This is a genomic window from uncultured Pseudoteredinibacter sp. (genome assembly GCF_947502065.1).
GTDB lineage: Bacteria > Pseudomonadota > Gammaproteobacteria > Pseudomonadales > Cellvibrionaceae > Pseudoteredinibacter.
The window spans coordinates 488526-505562 of record NZ_CANMYE010000002.1 but is presented as its reverse complement, the minus strand read 5'-3'; the positions used below and the strand labels follow the sequence as shown (position 1 = coordinate 505562).

The window sequence follows — 17037 nt, the reverse complement described above, 5'->3', positions numbered from 1 at the left end:
AAGAATGGGGTCTGACCCCTACAATTTGGCCGGATCTCTTTTTCATATCGGAAACGCTCTCTGCTCTGGCCGAATATTTTCATACTGTTTAGCTAACTGCAGCACGCCAAAATCATCAAACCTTGGTCCAACAATCTGTAAGCCTATGGGCAGGCCTTTGCTGCTGTAACCGCAGTTAATGGAGGCAGCAGGCTGCTCGCTAATATTAAATAAAAAGTTATTACACCAGGGGTCAAATAGTTTGTCGGCATCATCGGCCGGAAGCTCAGCAGGAAATGCAGGGCGGGGAGTCGATGGTAATAACAAATAATCTACTTGCGAACACATTTCCAAGGTTTGTACGCCAAGCTTGCGCATTTGCATGGTGGCCTCAAATAAATCTGGCGCAGAAACCTCTTCACAATGTTCTGTAAATTTCCAGATGTATGGGCTTTGGCGGCGCTTTTCTTCGTTGTATTGCTTAAACTCATTGTGGCAGCGCTGTTGATAATAGAGTTCAGCGCAATCTTCATCGCCGCTTTTAAAGGGCGACTGGATCGGGATTACTCTATGTCCAAGATCTTCAAGTTGTTCGGCGGCTTGGCTGACGGCGGTTAGAGTTTCTGGGTCGGGGCTTGTCCCAAAGCCAATATCTAATAGCAGGCCCAGGCGTAAAGACGGACGGGCAGATTGCAGCCCTTGCGTAAAATCAAAATCTTGCCAGGCAAGAGAGCGAGCATCGCGCCGATCTGGGCGGCTCAATATATTTAAATAGGCGGCCGAGTCCATAACGCTGCGTGACATTGGCCCTGCTACTAGTGTGTCGGCATTGCTTGGGTAGTAAGGAACCCTACCTTGGCTAGGCTTGAGCCCAAATAATCCGGTATAGGAAGCTGGTAGCCGTATGGAGCCTACGATATCGGTGCCGGCGGCAACGGTGTTGAAGCCGGCAGTAATTGCAGCAGCCGTGCCTGAGCTGCTGCCGCCGGTAGTCACACTGCTATCCCATGGGTTGCGAGTAATTCCATGATATGAGCTGTAGCCGGACGCCAATATGCCAAAATCTGGCATGGTGGTTTTGCCTAGTGAAATCATTCCAGCTTCTTTTTGGCGTGCAACGAGAGGGCAGTCTTCGTTCCAGTCGATGTCGTCAGCAATATTGGCGGTTGATCCGCGGTAACTTTTTTGATCGCGGCTTAATAGTGCATCTTTTACGCTTGTAGGGGTGCCGTCTAAAACACTATTGGGTTCACCATTAAACCAACGCTGTTCGGATTTTTGCGCCTCGCGACGGGCGCCTTCAAAGTCAATTTCGTAAAAGGCGTTGTATTTGGGGTTCAGCGCTTCGAGGCGCTGCAATTGAGTGTCGATAACTTCCCTTGGGCTTAGCGCTTTACTTTGATAAAGGCGGCTGAGTTCCAGTGCGCTTAAGTTAGAAATATCACTCATGAAGCGTTCCCTAGTAGGCTAGCTTGATTGCTGATGGTTTCATGGATCAACGGGTACTTTTCTTCACCGCTCTGGCTGCTTTTGTGATCGATAAAGAACTGCTGTAAGGCCGCAGCAATACTTGGGTAAGCGAGTTGCGACCAAGGGATCTCGTTTTGCTTAAAAAGCTGAGCTTCTAAGGTTTCTAGACCGGCTTCTACCTTTGGGCTCAATAGTTTAGCCCGGTAGTACATATAGGTTTGATTGATATGGGGTAGGTTATACACCGCATACAAAGACTGGATCTCAAGCTCTGCACAGGTTTCTTCTTTAGCCTCGCGCATGGCGCCTTCATCGCTGGACTCGCCGTTTTCCATAAAGCCGGCCGGCAGACACCAGAGGCCTTTTTGTGGCTCAATGCCTCGTCGGCAAAGCAATACCTGGTCTTGCCAATGGGCAATGACGCCAACGACTAAGTTGGGGTTTTGGTAGTGAATGCGACCGCAGTGACTGCAAATAAAGCGCTCGCGCAAATCACCCGCAGGTATTGCGAGTATTAAACTGTGTCCGCAGTCGCTACAAAATTTCATGCTAAAAGCCCGGCAAATTTGCTTCGGTAAAACGCCAGAGCTTCACCGTCATTGTGTTGCAGTTTCTCTACCTTGCCGATCAGTAAGCGATGGTCGCCACCGTCGTGATTAGCGTTTAAAGAGCATTCAAAACGCACCAGGCAATCTTCCATAGCTGGTGCGTTTTGATCGCCTTGCGCAAGTTTAACGTCGGCAAATCGGTCGCCGTCTTTGCTGGCAAATTGGTAGGCCAAATCGCCCTGGTCGTGCTTAAGGATATGGATGTTGAAGTGGCTGCAACTATTAAAGGCCTCAAAGTTGCTACTGCCTTTGCCGATGCTCCATAGCACTAGTGCTGGTTCTAGTGATAGTGAGTTGAAGCTGCTGGCTGTCATGCCAACTGGCTTACCGTGTTGATCAAAGCAAGTGATCACTGTAACCCCGGTGGCAAATTGACCTAGGGCGTCTCTGAGTTCTCTGGGGTCTATCGGCTTGTTGGCGTGCTTTTCTTTCACGGTACCACTCTCACAATTTCAATTTCTGTCTGATACGCGTTCGTTGTCTTTAAATCTGCTCAATGATCCATGAACGAACGTTCGATAATATTATGTTCGAGAGCTATTTAAGTCAAATTTTAGTCGATCAAATGGACTCAATTTGATCTTGACATGATCGTTCGTTCGGTTAAAAGTATATTAAGACATTATTAGACTTAGAAAATACTATTCGATAGGCATTTTCAGCGCAGTTTGGCCAAAAGTGCCATTTGTGCTCCTGGCGTCTCGCAAGGCTCGCCAGTCTGCCGCAGATACAAAAACGATGAGGTAATTAAAAGCCAATGGTGGAGCAATCACTCAGTGGTCACGGTCCTTGGGCCGAGTATCAAGCGCGCTTGAATGCAGGGCAGTTTTGCATTCAGCAAGGGGGCGATGGTCAGTTTTTCTTTTATCCGCGGGCTATTGCGCCCGGCAGTGGCAGCAATGACTGGCAGTGGGTGGCTGCCAGTGGTGCAGCCAGTATTTATTCTCTGAGTCGAATTCCCCAGCGGCCAGAGCGCGGCGGTGACTATTACGTAGCGATTGTAGAGCTTAAAGAGGGGCCGAGAATGATGACTCAATTGCGCCTGCAATCGGATGAGTTGCCAAAAATCGGCGATACAGTTGAGGCTTTTGTCGAGCAGCAAGAAGGCGCTGATGCGCTATTGCTTTTTAAGCACGGTTTGCAGGAAGGGGCGCGCTAATGTCAGCTGAAATTTTACGTGGAAAAGCTGCGGTTGTTGGCGTAGCGCAAGCAGGTATTGGAAATCACGAAGGCTGGCAACCATTAGAGTTAATGGGAGTCGCCGTGCAGCGTGCGCTGGAAGATGCCGGCATAGGGCTGCACGAAATCGACGGGCTTTGTGCGACCACAGGCTCCCATTATTTTGCCAACCTTAGTGCCGCTGAATATCTAGGTATTCAGCCAAGTTTTACCAGTTGCGATATGAATGGCGGTTCGTCGTTTATGTCTCAGCTTTTGCAAGGCGTAATGGCGATTGAGTCTGGCTTGTGCAAAACCGTGCTCATTGCCTACGGCAGTAATGCGCGCAGCAATGGTGGTAATCATGCGGGACTAATTGAAACCCCAGAATGGGAGCAGCTCTATCGCCCGCGCATCCCCGTCACCGGTTACGCCCTAGCTGCAGCCAGACATATGCATGAATACGGAACAACTAGAGAGCAGTTGGCTGAGGTGGTGGTGGCGGCTCGTGCTTGGGGCGCGATGAACCCAGAAGCTTTTGTTCGAGAAAAAACTGATTTAGAAACGGTACTTGCCGCAAAAATGGTTTCTGATCCGCTATCGGTAATGGATTGTTGTTTGGTGACTGACGGTGCGGCGGCGATGGTGTTGGTTGCTAAAGATCGTGCCAAAGAATATGGCAAGCAAGCAGCTTATGTCCTAGGGGCATCTTCGGCAACAACTCATCGACAAATAGATCAGATGCCTGATTTAACAACAACGGCCGCAGTGCAAAGCGGTAGTCGTGCCTATCAAATGGCTGGCGTCCAAGCCAGTGACATCGATGTTATCCAGCTGTATGACGCATTTTCTATTAACGTCATTTTATTCTTAGAAGATCTTGGTTTTTGCGCTAAAGGTGAAGGCGGTGCTTTCGTTTCTGCCGGGCGAATTGCGCCAGGTGGTGTACGCCCAGTTAATACTAATGGTGGTGGAATCTCCTGCGTACACCCAGGCATGTACGGCTTGTTTTGCATGATCGAAGCTGTTCGTCAATTGCGCGGCGACTGTGGCGATCGACAAATACCATCGGCCGAGCTTGCTTTGGCGCATGGTAACGGCGGCACACTGTCTAGTCAGGCCACGACGATCTTTGGCACAGAAGCTTGTTTATAGGAGTTTAAAAATGCTCGGAAAAATGATGGATTTTCAGCTCACTATTCCTGCGGTTATGCGTCATGCTGCAAGAATCCATGGTAATACCGAAATTGTTTCTAAATTGGCGGATGGCAGTTTGCATCGCTACCGCTATGCAGATGCATTTAAACGCGCTGCAAAGTTGGCGGGCGCTTTAGAAAAACTTGGCGTTAAACAAGGTGATGTGATCGGAACCCTGGCGTGGAATAGTTATCGCCACTTTGAATTGTATTATGGGATTCCAGGGGTGGGAGCGATATGCCACACCATCAATCCGCGTCTATCCGACGAGCAGTTCGATTTTGTATTAAACGATGCTGAAGATCAGTGGGTATTTGTCGATCCAGACTTTTTACCTTTGATGAGCCGTCTGGCCGACAAATTTAAAACGGTTAAAGGTTATGTGGTTCTTTGTGGTGAAGAGGCAATGCCGGCCCACGAGTTAGACAACGTTTATTGCTATGAGACGCTTTTAGCCGAACAAAGCGGTGAGTTTAATTGGCCAGAGCTCGAAGAAAATCAAGCCTGTGGTATTTGCTATACCTCGGGTACTACCGGTAATCCAAAGGGCGTTGTTTATAGCCATCGCTCAACTGTATTGATTAGCTTAACGGCCAATACCAGTTCCTCTGTCGGAATGCAGCCTGAAGACTCTCTATTAGCAGTGGTGCCAATGTTTCACGTAAACGCTTGGAATATTCCATACGCTGGTGCAATGGCCGGTGCCAAAATGGTTTTTCCTGGGCGCTTTATGGGGGACGGCCAGGCGCTGGCCGAGCTAATGAACGCTGAGCGTGTTCGCTTTGCTTCGGGTGTGCCGACAGTTTGGCTGGCCTTGTTGCAGTATTTGCGCGAAAGCAATACCAAATTGGAAACTGTTGAGCGTTTGATGGTAGGTGGCGCTGCAACGCCTCTTGCATTGATGCAGGCCTTCGAAGAAGAGCAGGGTATTTTTATGCAGCAGGGTTGGGGAATGACGGAAACCAGCCCCTTAGGCACGATGAATATGCCAACGCCCAGCATGATGGCTATGGAGAAAGATGAGCAGTTTGCCTTGCGTAAAACTGTCGGTCGCCCAACTTTTGGTATCGAGGTGCGCATTGTTGATGATGCTCTAAATGAAATGCCATGGGATGGTAAAAGCCCTGGCTCTTTCCAAGTGCGCGGCCCGTGGGTGTGCTCTCAATATTTAGGTATCGAGAAAGCCGATGCTCATACTGAAGATGGATGGTTTGATACTGGCGATATAGCGGTTATCGATTCTAGGGGCTATGTCTCTATTACTGATCGCAGCAAAGATGTTATCAAATCCGGTGGCGAGTGGATCAGTTCTGCTGATCTCGAAAACGCTGTGATGGCCCATGAAAAGGTTTTGGAGGCGGCGGCAATCGCGGCTTATCACCCCAAGTGGTCTGAGCGCCCTCTCTTAATTGTTGTTAGCAAACCCGGCGAGGAGGTGAGTGAACAGGAGTTGAAAGATTTCTTGCAAACTCAGGTAACGCGCTGGTGGATACCAGAATCTATTTTATTTGCGACCGAGCTACCGCATACCGCAACGGGGAAAGTCAGCAAAAAAGACTTGCGTGAGCAATACCGTGATTTTTCCTACGAGGGATAAAGTTTGATGTCTGAGTTTAATCAATATGTAAATTATTCTGTTCAGGGTAATTTGGCGACACTGAGTATGTGCCATGCACCAGTAAATACCCTGAGCTATGAGCTTCGTTGCGCGATCGATCATTACCTGGATGCGGCTGAACAGGATGAGCAAGTCAAAGTTGTGCTTATTTGTTCAAGCCTAAAAGCATTTTCGGCAGGTGCAGATATTACAGAGTTTGGCAGCGAAAAATCTTTTGCTGAACCAAGTTTGCCGTCTTTGTGCAATCGTATAGACAGCTTTCCGAAGTGGGTGATTGCCAAGGTTTCTGCTTATGCCTTAGGTGGTGGCTTGGAACTGGCTCTTGCAGCGGATCAGCGTATTGCCGAAGCGGGCAGCCGCTTGGGGTTGCCGGAAGTCAATTTAGGTATTCTGCCGGGGGCCGGTGGTACCCAAAGATTACCAAGAATAATACCAATGGCAACTGCAGCAAAAATGATGTGCGATGGAAAGCCAATTTCAGCGGAGCAGGCCTTAGAGTTGGGCTTGATTGAAACCGTTTTTGAAAGCCAAGAGCAAGCTAATGAAGCTGTTTTGACCTTAGCGGAATCCTCCAAAAACGTTGAGCCTATCAATATGTTTGAGCAGAGCTTCACGGTAAGTGAGGATGATGAGCAAGCCTTGCGAGCATATCAAGAGCAGCAGTCTCGCCGTTGGTATGGTCAAAAATCCCCTGTTGCCATTGTTGAGGCGGTGCGCGAGGGGATGAAGCTAAGCTTGCAGGCGGGCCTTGCCTTAGAGCGAAAGCTCTTTGATGAGTGCGCTAATAGTTTCCAGGCTCGCGCTTTGCAGCATGCTTTTTTTGCAGAGAAAGAAGCATGGAAAGTACCTGGTATTAGTTCAGCTGATGCTTCTTTGGAAATCCAAGAGGTAGCCATTATCGGCTCTGGGTTAATGGGCTGTGGCATTGCCATTAACTTCTTATTGGCAGGCATTAAAACTCGTTTGTTAGATGTAAATGCAGAGGCATTAAAGAAAGCCCGCGCTTACATTACTAAAACTATTGAATCTAATCGCGATAAGGGGCGCATCAATGCTGCTAAATGTGAAGCATCTTTAGCGGCTCTTGCTACGGTAAGTGATTATCAAGAATTAGCAAATACCGATTTGGTAATTGAAGCAGTATTTGAAGATATATCAGTGAAAAAGTCGGTATTTGCTGAGCTGGATCGCCACTGTAAGCCCAGCGCGATTCTCGCCAGTAATACGTCCACCCTCGATCTGAATGAAATTGCCGAGGTTTGCTCTCGCCCAGAGAACGTTATCGGCCTGCACTTTTTTAGTCCGGCCAATATTATGAAGCTGCTTGAAGTGGTGCGTACCGAGCGTACCTCGGCTTCGGTTTTGGCAAGTTGTTTGCAATTAGCAAAAACGATAAAGAAAACTGCGGTCACCGTTGGAGTGTGCTACGGCTTTGTGGGAAATCGCATGGTGGCCCCTTATTCGCGTGAAGCGTTTCGCATGGTGCTTGAAGGTGTGAAGCCCAGTGAAGTTGATTCTGCGCTGCGGGAATTTGGCATGGCAATGGGACCAATTGAAATGGCCGATATGGCGGGCATTGATGTTGGTTGTATGGCAGCTTTGGCTAATCAAGATGAGTGGCAGGGTGAGGAAAGCTATCAGGCTTTACAGTTTGCCTTGCGTGAGCAAGGCCGCTTAGGGCAAAAAACGGGTGCTGGGGTGTATCAATATCCGGAAGGTAAAAAACAAGAAGATCCACAAGTACAGGCTTTGATTGCTGAAATTTCTGAAAATCTCAGTATTAAACAGAGAGAGATCTCAAAAGAAGAAATTGTGCAACGTTGCATCCTCAGTATGGCCAATGAAGGCATGCGTATCCTGGAAGAAGGTATTGCTTTGCGCTCTGGCGATATCGATGTGATTTATCTCAACGGCTATGGCTTTCCGCGCTGGCGTGGTGGCCCAATGCAATATATTGATGAGCTGGGCTTGGAGAATACTCAGACAAGTTTAGTTAAATTGCAAAAGAGCCTTGGTGAGTACGGCGAACGCTGGTTTAAGCCCGCAGACTTGTTAAACGAGTTATCTGAAAGCCAGAGCAGTCTTAAATCATATAGAAAATCATAAGGGCTGGGGCACGTCTAAATATCTAGCCTAAATCGAATACAAATTTTTTGGAGTTATCTTATGAGTCAACGTCAAGCCCTTATTGTATCAACCGCACGAACGCCAATTGCGAAAGCCTTTCGCGGTGCATTTAATATTACTAAATCGCCCACCTTATCTTCTTATTCTATTAAGGCGGCGGTTGAGCGCAGCGGCTTGGCCGCTGATCGCTTTGACGATTTAGTAATGGGTACTTCATTGCAGGCCGGTACGGCGGGTATGAACTTGGGCCGTATGGCCGCTTTAGCTTCAGGCTTGCCTTTAACAGTTTCCGGCCAATCTATAGATCGTCAGTGCTCTTCCGGTCTGATGTCAGTGGCGACGGCTGCTAAGCAAATTATGGTTGATCGTATGGATGCCGTTGTGGCAGCGGGTCATGAACATATTTCCATGGTGCAAACACCGGCCTTTGAATGGATTATGAAGGAAAAAGACGAAACGGTTTTGGCCAATTCCGATACGGCTTATATGCCAATGCTGCAAACTGCAGAATATATTTGTAAGAAGTACGGTATCTCTCGCGAATCTCAGGATGAGTATGCCTTGCTGTCTCAGCAGCGCACTGCGGCAGCGCAAGAGTCGGGTGCTTTCGAGCAGGAGATTGTTCCTGTTACAACGACTAAAGCTGTTTTTAACAGAGAAAGCAAAGAAACTTCGTTTAAAGAAGTAACGCTTGGTATGGATGAAGGTAATCGTCCGCAGACTACATTGGAAAGTTTGCAGGCACTGAGCTCGGTAGTCGAGGGGGGTTCTATTACGGCGGGTAATGCCTCTCAACTTTCAGATGGTTCGGCGGCCTGTGTATTGGTTTCTGATGAATTGGCTGCCCGTGAAAACTTACAGCCACTAGGTGCCTATAAAGGCATGATGGTAGCGGGACTGGAGCCTGAGGAAATGGGTATTGGTCCTATCTATGCTGTTCCAAAACTGCTTAAAGCTCATGGTTTAACTGTCGATGATATTGGCCTTTGGGAATTAAACGAAGCCTTCGCCTGCCAGGTTATTTACAGTGCTGAAAGGCTGGGTATTCCAATGGATAAGCTCAATGTAAATGGCGGTGGTATTTCGATTGGCCACCCTTATGGTATGACAGGCACTCGCTTAGTGGGGCATGCTCTCATCGAAGGTAAGCGTCGTGGTGCGCGTTATGTTGTCGTCACTATGTGTGTAGGCGGCGGTATGGGCGCTGCAGGTTTGTTTGAGGTTCTGTAAGGCAGCAAGAAATATCTGCTAGCTGATTTAACACCGTATTAATTCGAGAGAAAGTATTGTGACCCAGTATCACGTTCCCTACGAGAGCATTCGTTTTGCTTTCGAGCAAGTAATGGAGGTCCCCGCGGCCTATACAAAAAATAATCCCGATTTGGATATGGATTTTGTATCGGCGATTTGGGCAGAAGCCGGCCGCTTTGCCCAGGAGCAGCTGGCTCCTTTAAATCAAAGCGGCGATGAAGGATGTCAATGGCAAGATGGCGAGGTGACTACACCCACAGGTTTTAAAGCGGCTTACCAGCAGTTTGTTGAAAATGGCTGGCCCGCCCTTGCCCAGCCAGAAGAGTTGGGTGGCCAAGGCCTGCCGATGAGCTTGCAGTTTTCAATTTATGAGATGTTGGTGAGCGCAAATTTGGCTTGGACGTTATACCCAACCATTACTTGGGGTGCGGTTACTACTTTAAAAACCCACGGTACTGAAGAGCAAAAGGCCGATTATTTACCCGGCCTGGTGAGCGGGCAATCACAAGGGACTATGTGTTTAACCGAAGCGCATTGTGGCTCTGATTTAGGTTTGTTAAAAACTAAGGCGACGCCCAATGAAGATGGCAGCTACGCGATTAGTGGTAGCAAGATTTTCATTTCCTCGGGTGAGCACGATATGGTCGACAATGTGGTGCATATCACTCTGGCCCGTATTGAAGGTGCGCCTGAAGGGGTGCGCGGAATTTCTCTATTTCTAGTGCCTAAGTTTTTACCCAATGAGCAAGGTGAGTTCATTCAGCGTAATACCGTTGCCTGCGGTTCCATTGAGCACAAGATGGGGATTCACGGTAACGCGACCTGTGTTATCAACTTTGATGGTGCAAAAGGCTTTTTAATTGGTGAACCCAATCGTGGTTTAGCCAATATGTTTACCTTTATCAATGAATCACGTGTCGATGTTTGCTTGCAGGCCCAGGGGCAAATAGAGAAGTCATTTCAAAATGCTTTAGCTTACGCTAAAGAGCGTTTGCAAATGAAGGCGAGTCCGCGTTTTTCAACTGATAAAGCGGCTGATCCAATTATTGCTCACCCAGAAATACGTCGCTTGCTGCTTACTCAGCAGGCCTTTTCCGAAGCTTCACGAATGATGTCCTATGAGCTAGCAGAAAAGGTTGATCGTCTGCACGATGGCGGCGAAGTAGCAGATGAGGCTCAGGCAGTACTGGCTTTCCTAACGCCAATTGCTAAGGGCTTTATTACCGAGGCTGCTATGGAAGCCACTAGTCACGGTGTGCAGATTTTAGGTGGTCACGGATTTATCTCTGAATACGGGATGGAGCAGTTATATCGCGATGTACGTATCACGGCGATATATGAAGGCACTACGGCAATCCAAGGTATCGATCTTATTAGCCGTAAAATTATTGCTGACGACCAGCGGCAGTTAAATGCCTTTATTGCTCAAGTTAATGCAGCTTGCGAAGAGGCTAAGGCCAGCAATACGCCTGATCTTATTCAGTGCGCCAATGCTTTGTCGGATGTTGTGGCTGACTGGCAAAACCTGAATGCGAGCTGCTTGGCGAAATTTGCAGAAAACCCTGCAGAGGTTAATGCGGCCGCCAGCGATTATCTGATGTTCTGTGGTTATATTGTGGCAGCGTATTATCTATTGCGTGCTGCAAATAAAGCCAATGCCTATCAGGGCAGTGATTATAGCTCTGAGTTTCTTGAGCAAAAGCAAGCTTTGTTAAATTTCTATGTTGCACGTATTTTGCCGCGCACCCAGGCACTGGCGGCGGCGATTAACGCGGGCAATGATTCCATCGCCGATTATTGGTTAAAAGAGCCGTTCTAGGTTTCTTGCTGGCTAGGTTGATTGTATGAGTAAAAGAAAACTATCACATACTCGCAATATCCAGGTACAAGCCTTTGAGCGCGAAGATGGTTTATGGGATATCGAGGCCCATTTAACTGATAAGAAGCACTTTAGCTTGGGTACCCCAGATCGAGAGTTGATCACAAGTGACGATTATCTTCACGATATGTGCTTTCGCATCGCTTTAGATTTGGATATGACTATTCAAGAAGTAGAAGCCACGATGAGTGACACCCCTTACCTGCGGTGTCCTGATGTTTTACCAAACTATCAGCGTTTACTAGGCGTGGTAATAGGTCCAGGCTGGCAACGTGAGATTAAACAGCGGCTTGGGGCAACGGAAGGCTGCACTCATCTGAGAGAGCTACTTGGCCCTATGGCCACGGTAGCTTACCAAGCCATTACAGATGCGGTTTACCGCCCGATAGACTACAGCGAAAACCCACAAATATTTAAACCTCTGGTCGATAGTTGCTACGGCTTAGATGCCGCTGGTGATGTTATCCCAAGACTTTGGCCAGAGTTTGTTGAAGTAAAAACGAATTAGAGTAAAGAGGATACTATGAGTGAATCTCTACAGGCGACTCGCCTACAGTTGTTAAAAGATTTTGCCCAAGCTTGGAATGATCACGATATTGAGGCCCTTATGGCTTGTATGTCAGATGATTGCCGCTTCGATAGTTCAGCAGGTGCGGATATATTCGGTAATCGTGCTGAAGGTTTGGTGGCTGTGCGGGAAAGTTATCTAACTATTTTTAAGGTCTTCCCTGATGCGAAGTGGAACGAAGACACTCACTTTGTTGCGGGCGATCGCGGTGTATCCGAGTGGCGTTTTACGGGCACCAAGGCTGATGGCAGTAGTGTCAACTTGATGGGCTGCGATCTATTCGAATTTGCTGGCGATAAAATCAGAGTTAAAGATTCTTATCGTAAAAACCCAGCTTAACTATCTACTTGAAAACCGATGGAGTCATTTATGAGCGCTATTGATAAAGAAGCTATTGAGGCGGTTTATAAAACCTTGGTCAAATCTTTGCTGAAAAAAGACTACGCTACTGCAAGGGCTTTGTATGTGGAGCAGGGTGCTTATGTCAAAGCAGACGGTGAGTTAACTCAAAATGAGATCGAGCTTAACGCCGAGCTTGAGCGTTTCACGGATATTATCGCCAATATGGCCTTGGTAAAGCGCAGTATTCATATTGTTGAAAACACGGCTTTGGTAGTTGTTGCTTGGCATTGGGCGGACGATAAATCTGATTCGCCTGAGCTTCACAAGGCTATTGATGTTTTACAGAAGAATACTGATGGTGAGTGGCAATTTATAATTGATAATCCGATGGGCTTGTAGTCTGTATATCCTACAGTGTGGAGGCTGAACGAATATCTTGGGCGGGTAGTGCTATGAAGGGGTCGCAAAAAGCGGCGTCCATGCTAGCTCACCTCCTCCTCCAAGTCGGAGATGCCCCGTCATAGCACTACCCGCCCAAGACATTCTGCATCGTAAATTTTTTTGAGTATGCTTAAAGGATGCAGGGTTAGTCTTCAATTGCAGCATGTCATGGGTAGGGCGCACTTTGCAGGGCCGTTTTCGACTTGACCAAATCTCTAGGAGAGATTTTGGGCTTGGCCAAAGGCTGAGCACCCGGATGGTGCGAATCCAAGAGGAAGCGAGCTTGGATGGACCCAGCTTTTTGCGTGCCCAGCAAAGTGTGCTCTATCCATGGCATGCGGTCAGTTCGGTAAAAAGTTATGTGCGGCTCTCTTGTTGCATACGAGAAATACTAAATTTCCAATATAGAAGAATCGCCACGATTAACGTAAAGCCTTCTGCCAAGGTAATGCTCAACACCGGCGAGTACTCGGGTAAAAAGTTGATGAACAAGGCAATAAACAACAGAGGTAAAATTAGACTTCGGCTTAGGGCAATTAGCGACGAAGCGGCGGCCTTATGTAGCGCCGTTAAATAGGCCGAAAGGGTAATGTTCAAGCCATTTAAAATAAACACCGGCCACAAAATACTGGCAAATAACATGGCTTGCTCAAGTAACTCGGGGTTTTGGCCTTTAATAAATACCGCCATAATCGAATCGGCCGAGCTGAGTAGAAGAATACTAAAAGCGATACCGACAGAGATGCTGCTAGCTAATGCTATGAATAAAAAACGGCGGAGCTGGTCCCATTGCTTGGCCCCATAACACTGGCTGCTTAGTGCTTGCAGACAATCGGCAATACTGAAGCTGACCAAAAGGCCAATAAACATCGTGTAATTAACCAGACTGAAAGCCGCTAGGCCTTGAGTGCCTAATTGTTTGATAATGAGTAAGTTTATAATAAAAGCGACAGTGCCTGCCGACATCTCATTAATAAACTCAGAAAGCCCATTAAAAGCACTGGCAGCAAGGCTGCCCCAGTTCTTTTGGCGAATGCCGAAACGCAGGATTTTATCTTTCTGAAAAAAGTACAACAGTAAGACCAGTAAAGCTGATAACTGAGAAAGCCCGGTTGCGAGGGCTGCACCGTATAGACCTAGATCGAGTTTTGCGATAAATAGATAATCTAAGGCAATATTTAAAACGGCGGCGGCTATCAAGGCAGCAGATGCGAGAGCGGGTTTGCCCGCAATGCGTACAAAGAAGTATAGGCCTACGCTTAAAGCTTGAATGGGTAAAAATGGCAGTAAGGTTTTGAAATAATCATTAAGCAGCTGTTTCAGTGAGTCTTGCGCGCCCAGTAGGCCATAAAGGGCGTCAGCCAGCAGAAAGCTACTGCCGGCAAAGAGTATTGATATCAGTGCTAGTGCGATTAGGGTTTTGCTGAAAATCGCTGAGCTATCGTCAAGGTTTTGTTCACCAATCCACTTACCGGCTGATACCGAACCACCGACGGCGAGCATATAAAAAAGCCCGGCAAACATCGAAAAAATAGGGATCAGCAGATTGATGGCTGCAAGAGCGGTTTCACCTTCATAGCGGCCAATAAAAATACCGTCCACGATAGATGCCGAGGAGATGGCTAGTAGCCCGATAAGTGAGGGCAGCAAGTATTTTAAGAAGGTGCGACCCGCCGGAGCATGGCTGACAGAAGTGCTGTTATGCATAGGGTTAATTGTAAGTAGTGATAAACAATAATTGTATAATAATGCATTCTTTATTCAATGGATTTGCTACAATTGGGCAAAATTTGGGGGACCCAATGGCCGAAGACAAACAAACTGCAGATAAAAGCCTTGAGCAAAAGCTTAATAAAATAGAAAGCAGCTATAGTATTCGTAAATGCGCGAGTGAAAAGGGCGTATGCATTGAATCGGATCTAACCAAGGAAGATGTCGGTAATCATGCTTGGGTATTGGATGATGCATGTGCTCGCATGGCTTGGGTTGCTGCCCATGAATTATTGCGCAGCCAAGAAAAACATCGCCTTTTACGTATTGAAAACACCCACCTAAATGCCTTCGCTCAAGGTGAGGGGGCTTGCTTACAAGCTGTCGCCGAAGTGATTTTCAAAAATAGCGAACGTTGCGCTATACGCGTACAGCTATTTCGCGGTGCTGCAGAACATAAGGCGAGCCCTGAAACCTTAATCGCTGAATATAACCTACAAGGCCTTTGGTACGATATTGGCGAAGCCGCGGCAAAAGCCGAAGAGATTGTCGCTGCCCGCAATGAGCAGCAGCCAGTTGCTAGTAGTAGTGCCCCCCTTAGTGCCAAAGAACAGGCCATCGAAGACAAGAAGCGTCGTATCTTTGAAGGTGCCTGTGAAGTCATTGGTCGTGAAGGTTATGCGGCTACTACCATCCGTAAAGTGGCTAAGGCAGCTGGTTTGCCAATTTCTACCATGTACCAGTACATCGAGAGCAAAGAAGATCTGCTCTTTATGATCACCAGTGGGTGCATGGAAGAGATCTTCGATTATATGTATGAAGAGATGAGTACCGATCACCCTCCAGTGCAAAAGCTAGAAGAAGCGGTGTCGGCTTATATGAAGTACATTTCAAAAAACCGTCGTTATATTAATCTGGTTTATCGTGAAACTCGTGCACTGAGCCGCCATAATCGCGAGAAGGTTTTTGATATCGAGCGTAAGTTCACCCAGCTTTGGGAAGCCATCATTATTGAGGGTAACAAAGAAGGCGTTTTCGATGCCCCGAAATCGCGCCTAGCGGCTAATATGGTGTATTTCTTCTGTAATGTTTGGTCACTGCGCTATTGGAGTGTGCAAGATTATACGGAAGATGAAGTTAAAGAATACCTAATGCGCTTTATTCGTCAGGGTTTGAATTAAACCAGCTCCCAAGGAAGGGCCATGCTTAAAACTCTATTAAGTTTAATTTTATTAAGCCTAATCGCTTGTTCGGCTTCGCCTCAAATGGAATCCCTTTCGGTGGATGCCCTTGGTGATGGCCGAGTTCAAACGGTTCGCTACTACAATATATCCAGAAAGGATGCTGCACTTTTCCTAGATCATGTTGTGAATGAGCAACTTCAATATGGCAGAGAGACCGGAATAGATCTTTCGTCGTTATCTGATGCGGAAGTGAGTCGCTCGCTCACCCTTGATGAGTTGTATTATATTGTTGCTATCCAAGGGCGAGTACGGGCTTATATTCGAGAATGTTGGGGTGGTGAATGTCGCTTTATATTCGCTACCACAAATGCCAAAATCTGCGGTTTTGAGGTGTCGGTAACAAAGTAGCAGAGTGTGAAATCAATGAGTTAATTAGGAGTATCTATGAAAGTGCTTAGGTTTACTTGTACGATGTTGAGCATTAGCTTGATGTCAGTTGGGTTTAGTTTTGCAGGCCCCGACGCTTTTACACCTGGTCCGCAGATTGAGAATTTTGGCGAAAATGCCAAGGTTAATCAGAGCAAGGCGGTTAGCCCAAATGCTAAATTTAAAGTTGCCTTTGATGTCGGAAAGCCTGCCGAAGAAGGCAAACTAAATCGCAGCTTTAATTCGCTGGCTCGTTTTATCAACATGCATGTAGCCGCTGGCGTGAAGCCCGAAAATATTGAGCTTGCCCTTGTCGTCCACGGTAAGGCGGCTAATGATTTACTGCACAATAAGGCTCGAGCTGCAAAAGAATTGGTAGAGAATCCTAATCTACCCTTGTTACAAGCACTGCTGGATAACAATACCCAAGTCTTCCTGTGTGGCCAAACGGCGGCCTATTACGGTATCAAGAGCGAAGATCTCTACCAAGGTGTGCAAATGTCACTTTCTGCAATGACGGCTCATGCATTATTGCAGCAAGAAGGTTATACAGTTAATCCGTTTTAATTTGTAGAGCCACGAGCGCTATGGATTTTAATCCAGGTTTTCGATTTTCAGTTCTCGATGGGGTAATTATTGCCGCTGCGTTGCTTGGGGCGTGGTATTTGCATCCATACTCCTGGCTTTTGTCGGCTATCGTTTTGTTTGTAGTCGCTCACTTCTTTTTATTCTGTAATATTATTCGTATGTCCCGAATGCCGGAGCTAATATGGGCTTCGATTTTTGTGCCTTTGACCACAGCCTCGATAAGCTTGAATCTTATCAGTTGGTACATTTCAGCTGCTTTAAGCCTGCTTAGCACCGCTGTACTGGTGCTTCGGGAGATTAGGCAGCCTTTCTACCATGGTGTTCTTTGGAAGCGTTTAAATCCGGGCTTGCCAGATTGGTTCGAGGCCAACTCTAAGGACTGCAAAGCTTAATAAACCTCTAGCTTCGTGGGCGCGCGCTATATCGTTGTCTTGCTTTACTACATTTTAAGTCTTATAGTGATAGTAACATTGGTCGGTGATCCTAAATCT

Annotated in this window: 17 protein-coding genes; 13 read left to right on the top strand and 4 right to left on the bottom strand. The window is 47.2% G+C overall.

The genetic code is table 11. From position 1 onward, the window contains the following. Positions 1-42 precede the first annotated feature (42 nt). Genes Q1A41_RS08900 through Q1A41_RS08890 form a run of 3 tightly spaced genes read right to left on the bottom strand, consistent with a single transcriptional unit; the run spans position 43 to position 2491 of the window. The gene (locus Q1A41_RS08900) at positions 43-1428 is read right to left on the bottom strand and encodes an amidase (protein WP_299977369.1); all 1386 of its coding nucleotides are present in this window, start codon (positions 1426-1428) and stop codon (positions 43-45) included. Continuing rightward, on the bottom strand, positions 1425-1997 hold the full coding sequence (locus Q1A41_RS08895) for an NUDIX hydrolase (protein ID WP_299977366.1): 573 nt from the start codon (positions 1995-1997) through the stop codon (positions 1425-1427). Before Q1A41_RS08895 ends, Q1A41_RS08900 begins: the two co-directional genes overlap by 4 nt. Further along, on the bottom strand, positions 1994-2491 hold the full coding sequence (locus Q1A41_RS08890; protein WP_299977365.1) for a flavin reductase family protein: 498 nt from the start codon (positions 2489-2491) through the stop codon (positions 1994-1996). The genes Q1A41_RS08895 and Q1A41_RS08890 overlap by 4 nt, the downstream gene beginning before the upstream one ends. 323 nt (positions 2492-2814) lie before the next feature. Between Q1A41_RS08890 and Q1A41_RS08885 the strand changes: the two genes are divergently transcribed. Genes Q1A41_RS08885 through Q1A41_RS08845 form a run of 9 tightly spaced genes read left to right on the top strand, consistent with a single transcriptional unit; the run spans position 2815 to position 12596 of the window. Then, positions 2815-3216 (top strand): OB-fold domain-containing protein, encoded by a 402-nt coding sequence (locus Q1A41_RS08885; protein ID WP_299977363.1) that lies wholly within the window; start codon positions 2815-2817, stop codon positions 3214-3216. Further along, positions 3216-4370 carry an acetyl-CoA acetyltransferase gene (locus Q1A41_RS08880; protein ID WP_299977361.1) on the top strand — a complete coding sequence of 385 codons (1155 nt, stop codon included), beginning with the start codon at positions 3216-3218 and terminating at the stop codon, positions 4368-4370. The genes Q1A41_RS08885 and Q1A41_RS08880 overlap by 1 nt, the downstream gene beginning before the upstream one ends. A gap of 10 nt (positions 4371-4380) precedes the next feature. After that, positions 4381-6009, top strand: a complete 1629-nt coding sequence (locus Q1A41_RS08875; protein ID WP_299977358.1) for a long-chain fatty acid--CoA ligase — start codon at positions 4381-4383, stop codon at positions 6007-6009. Between the two features lie 6 nt (positions 6010-6015). Continuing rightward, positions 6016-8136: a 3-hydroxyacyl-CoA dehydrogenase NAD-binding domain-containing protein gene (locus Q1A41_RS08870; RefSeq protein ID WP_299977355.1), complete on the top strand. Its 2121-nt coding sequence runs from the start codon at positions 6016-6018 to the stop codon at positions 8134-8136. A 60-nt stretch (positions 8137-8196) separates the two neighbouring features. Next, a complete protein-coding gene (locus Q1A41_RS08865; RefSeq protein ID WP_299977352.1) occupies positions 8197-9387 on the top strand; it encodes an acetyl-CoA C-acyltransferase in 1191 nt (396 codons plus the stop codon). 58 nt (positions 9388-9445) lie between these two features. Then, positions 9446-11227, top strand: coding sequence for an acyl-CoA dehydrogenase C-terminal domain-containing protein (locus Q1A41_RS08860; RefSeq protein WP_299977349.1), 1782 nt, complete (start codon positions 9446-9448; stop codon positions 11225-11227). A gap of 25 nt (positions 11228-11252) precedes the next feature. Next, positions 11253-11795 (top strand): DUF2889 domain-containing protein, encoded by a 543-nt coding sequence (locus Q1A41_RS08855; protein ID WP_299977346.1) that lies wholly within the window; start codon positions 11253-11255, stop codon positions 11793-11795. A 15-nt stretch (positions 11796-11810) separates the two neighbouring features. After that, positions 11811-12194, top strand: a complete 384-nt coding sequence (locus Q1A41_RS08850; protein ID WP_299977343.1) for a nuclear transport factor 2 family protein — start codon at positions 11811-11813, stop codon at positions 12192-12194. A gap of 30 nt (positions 12195-12224) precedes the next feature. Further along, complete coding sequence (locus Q1A41_RS08845) at positions 12225-12596, top strand: DUF4440 domain-containing protein (protein ID WP_299977339.1); 372 nt, start codon at positions 12225-12227, stop codon at positions 12594-12596. 399 nt (positions 12597-12995) lie between these two features. On the opposite strand, the gene Q1A41_RS08840 is transcribed toward Q1A41_RS08845, so the two are convergent. Further along, entirely contained in the window at positions 12996-14345 is a 1350-nt protein-coding gene (locus Q1A41_RS08840) for an MATE family efflux transporter (RefSeq protein ID WP_299977336.1), read from the bottom strand. Positions 14346-14440: 95 nt separating this feature from the next. Here Q1A41_RS08840 and Q1A41_RS08835 point away from each other — a divergent pair, with 95 nt between their 5' ends. Genes Q1A41_RS08835 through Q1A41_RS08820 form a run of 4 tightly spaced genes read left to right on the top strand, consistent with a single transcriptional unit; the run spans position 14441 to position 16938 of the window. Then, positions 14441-15529, top strand: coding sequence for a TetR/AcrR family transcriptional regulator (locus Q1A41_RS08835; protein WP_299977333.1), 1089 nt, complete (start codon positions 14441-14443; stop codon positions 15527-15529). Positions 15530-15550: 21 nt separating this feature from the next. Then, a complete protein-coding gene (locus Q1A41_RS08830) occupies positions 15551-15940 on the top strand; it encodes a hypothetical protein (RefSeq protein WP_299977330.1) in 390 nt (129 codons plus the stop codon). A gap of 36 nt (positions 15941-15976) precedes the next feature. Beyond that, positions 15977-16525, top strand: a complete 549-nt coding sequence (locus Q1A41_RS08825; protein ID WP_299977328.1) for a DsrE family protein — start codon at positions 15977-15979, stop codon at positions 16523-16525. 20 nt (positions 16526-16545) lie between these two features. Next, positions 16546-16938 (top strand): hypothetical protein, encoded by a 393-nt coding sequence (locus Q1A41_RS08820; protein WP_299977325.1) that lies wholly within the window; start codon positions 16546-16548, stop codon positions 16936-16938. Positions 16939-17037: the final 99 nt, after the last annotated feature.

What these genes read in the sequence shown, in the direction of transcription:
- Q1A41_RS08895 (WP_299977366.1), bottom strand. Translation starts at nt 1,997, where the DNA reads ATGAAATTTTGTAGCGACTGCGGACACAGTTTAATACTCGCAATACCT.
- Q1A41_RS08880 (WP_299977361.1), top strand. Translation starts at nt 3,216, where the DNA reads ATGTCAGCTGAAATTTTACGTGGAAAAGCTGCGGTTGTTGGCGTAGCG.
- Q1A41_RS08835 (WP_299977333.1), top strand. Translation starts at nt 14,441, where the DNA reads ATGGCCGAAGACAAACAAACTGCAGATAAAAGCCTTGAGCAAAAGCTT.
- Q1A41_RS08900 (WP_299977369.1), bottom strand. Translation starts at nt 1,428, where the DNA reads ATGAGTGATATTTCTAACTTAAGCGCACTGGAACTCAGCCGCCTTTAT.
- Q1A41_RS08850 (WP_299977343.1), top strand. Translation starts at nt 11,811, where the DNA reads ATGAGTGAATCTCTACAGGCGACTCGCCTACAGTTGTTAAAAGATTTT.
- Q1A41_RS08820 (WP_299977325.1), top strand. Translation starts at nt 16,546, where the DNA reads ATGGATTTTAATCCAGGTTTTCGATTTTCAGTTCTCGATGGGGTAATT.
- Q1A41_RS08885 (WP_299977363.1), top strand. Translation starts at nt 2,815, where the DNA reads ATGGTGGAGCAATCACTCAGTGGTCACGGTCCTTGGGCCGAGTATCAA.
- Q1A41_RS08830 (WP_299977330.1), top strand. Translation starts at nt 15,551, where the DNA reads ATGCTTAAAACTCTATTAAGTTTAATTTTATTAAGCCTAATCGCTTGT.
- Q1A41_RS08870 (WP_299977355.1), top strand. Translation starts at nt 6,016, where the DNA reads ATGTCTGAGTTTAATCAATATGTAAATTATTCTGTTCAGGGTAATTTG.
- Q1A41_RS08825 (WP_299977328.1), top strand. Translation starts at nt 15,977, where the DNA reads ATGAAAGTGCTTAGGTTTACTTGTACGATGTTGAGCATTAGCTTGATG.
- Q1A41_RS08855 (WP_299977346.1), top strand. Translation starts at nt 11,253, where the DNA reads ATGAGTAAAAGAAAACTATCACATACTCGCAATATCCAGGTACAAGCC.
- Q1A41_RS08875 (WP_299977358.1), top strand. Translation starts at nt 4,381, where the DNA reads ATGCTCGGAAAAATGATGGATTTTCAGCTCACTATTCCTGCGGTTATG.
- Q1A41_RS08865 (WP_299977352.1), top strand. Translation starts at nt 8,197, where the DNA reads ATGAGTCAACGTCAAGCCCTTATTGTATCAACCGCACGAACGCCAATT.
- Q1A41_RS08840 (WP_299977336.1), bottom strand. Translation starts at nt 14,345, where the DNA reads ATGCATAACAGCACTTCTGTCAGCCATGCTCCGGCGGGTCGCACCTTC.
- Q1A41_RS08845 (WP_299977339.1), top strand. Translation starts at nt 12,225, where the DNA reads ATGAGCGCTATTGATAAAGAAGCTATTGAGGCGGTTTATAAAACCTTG.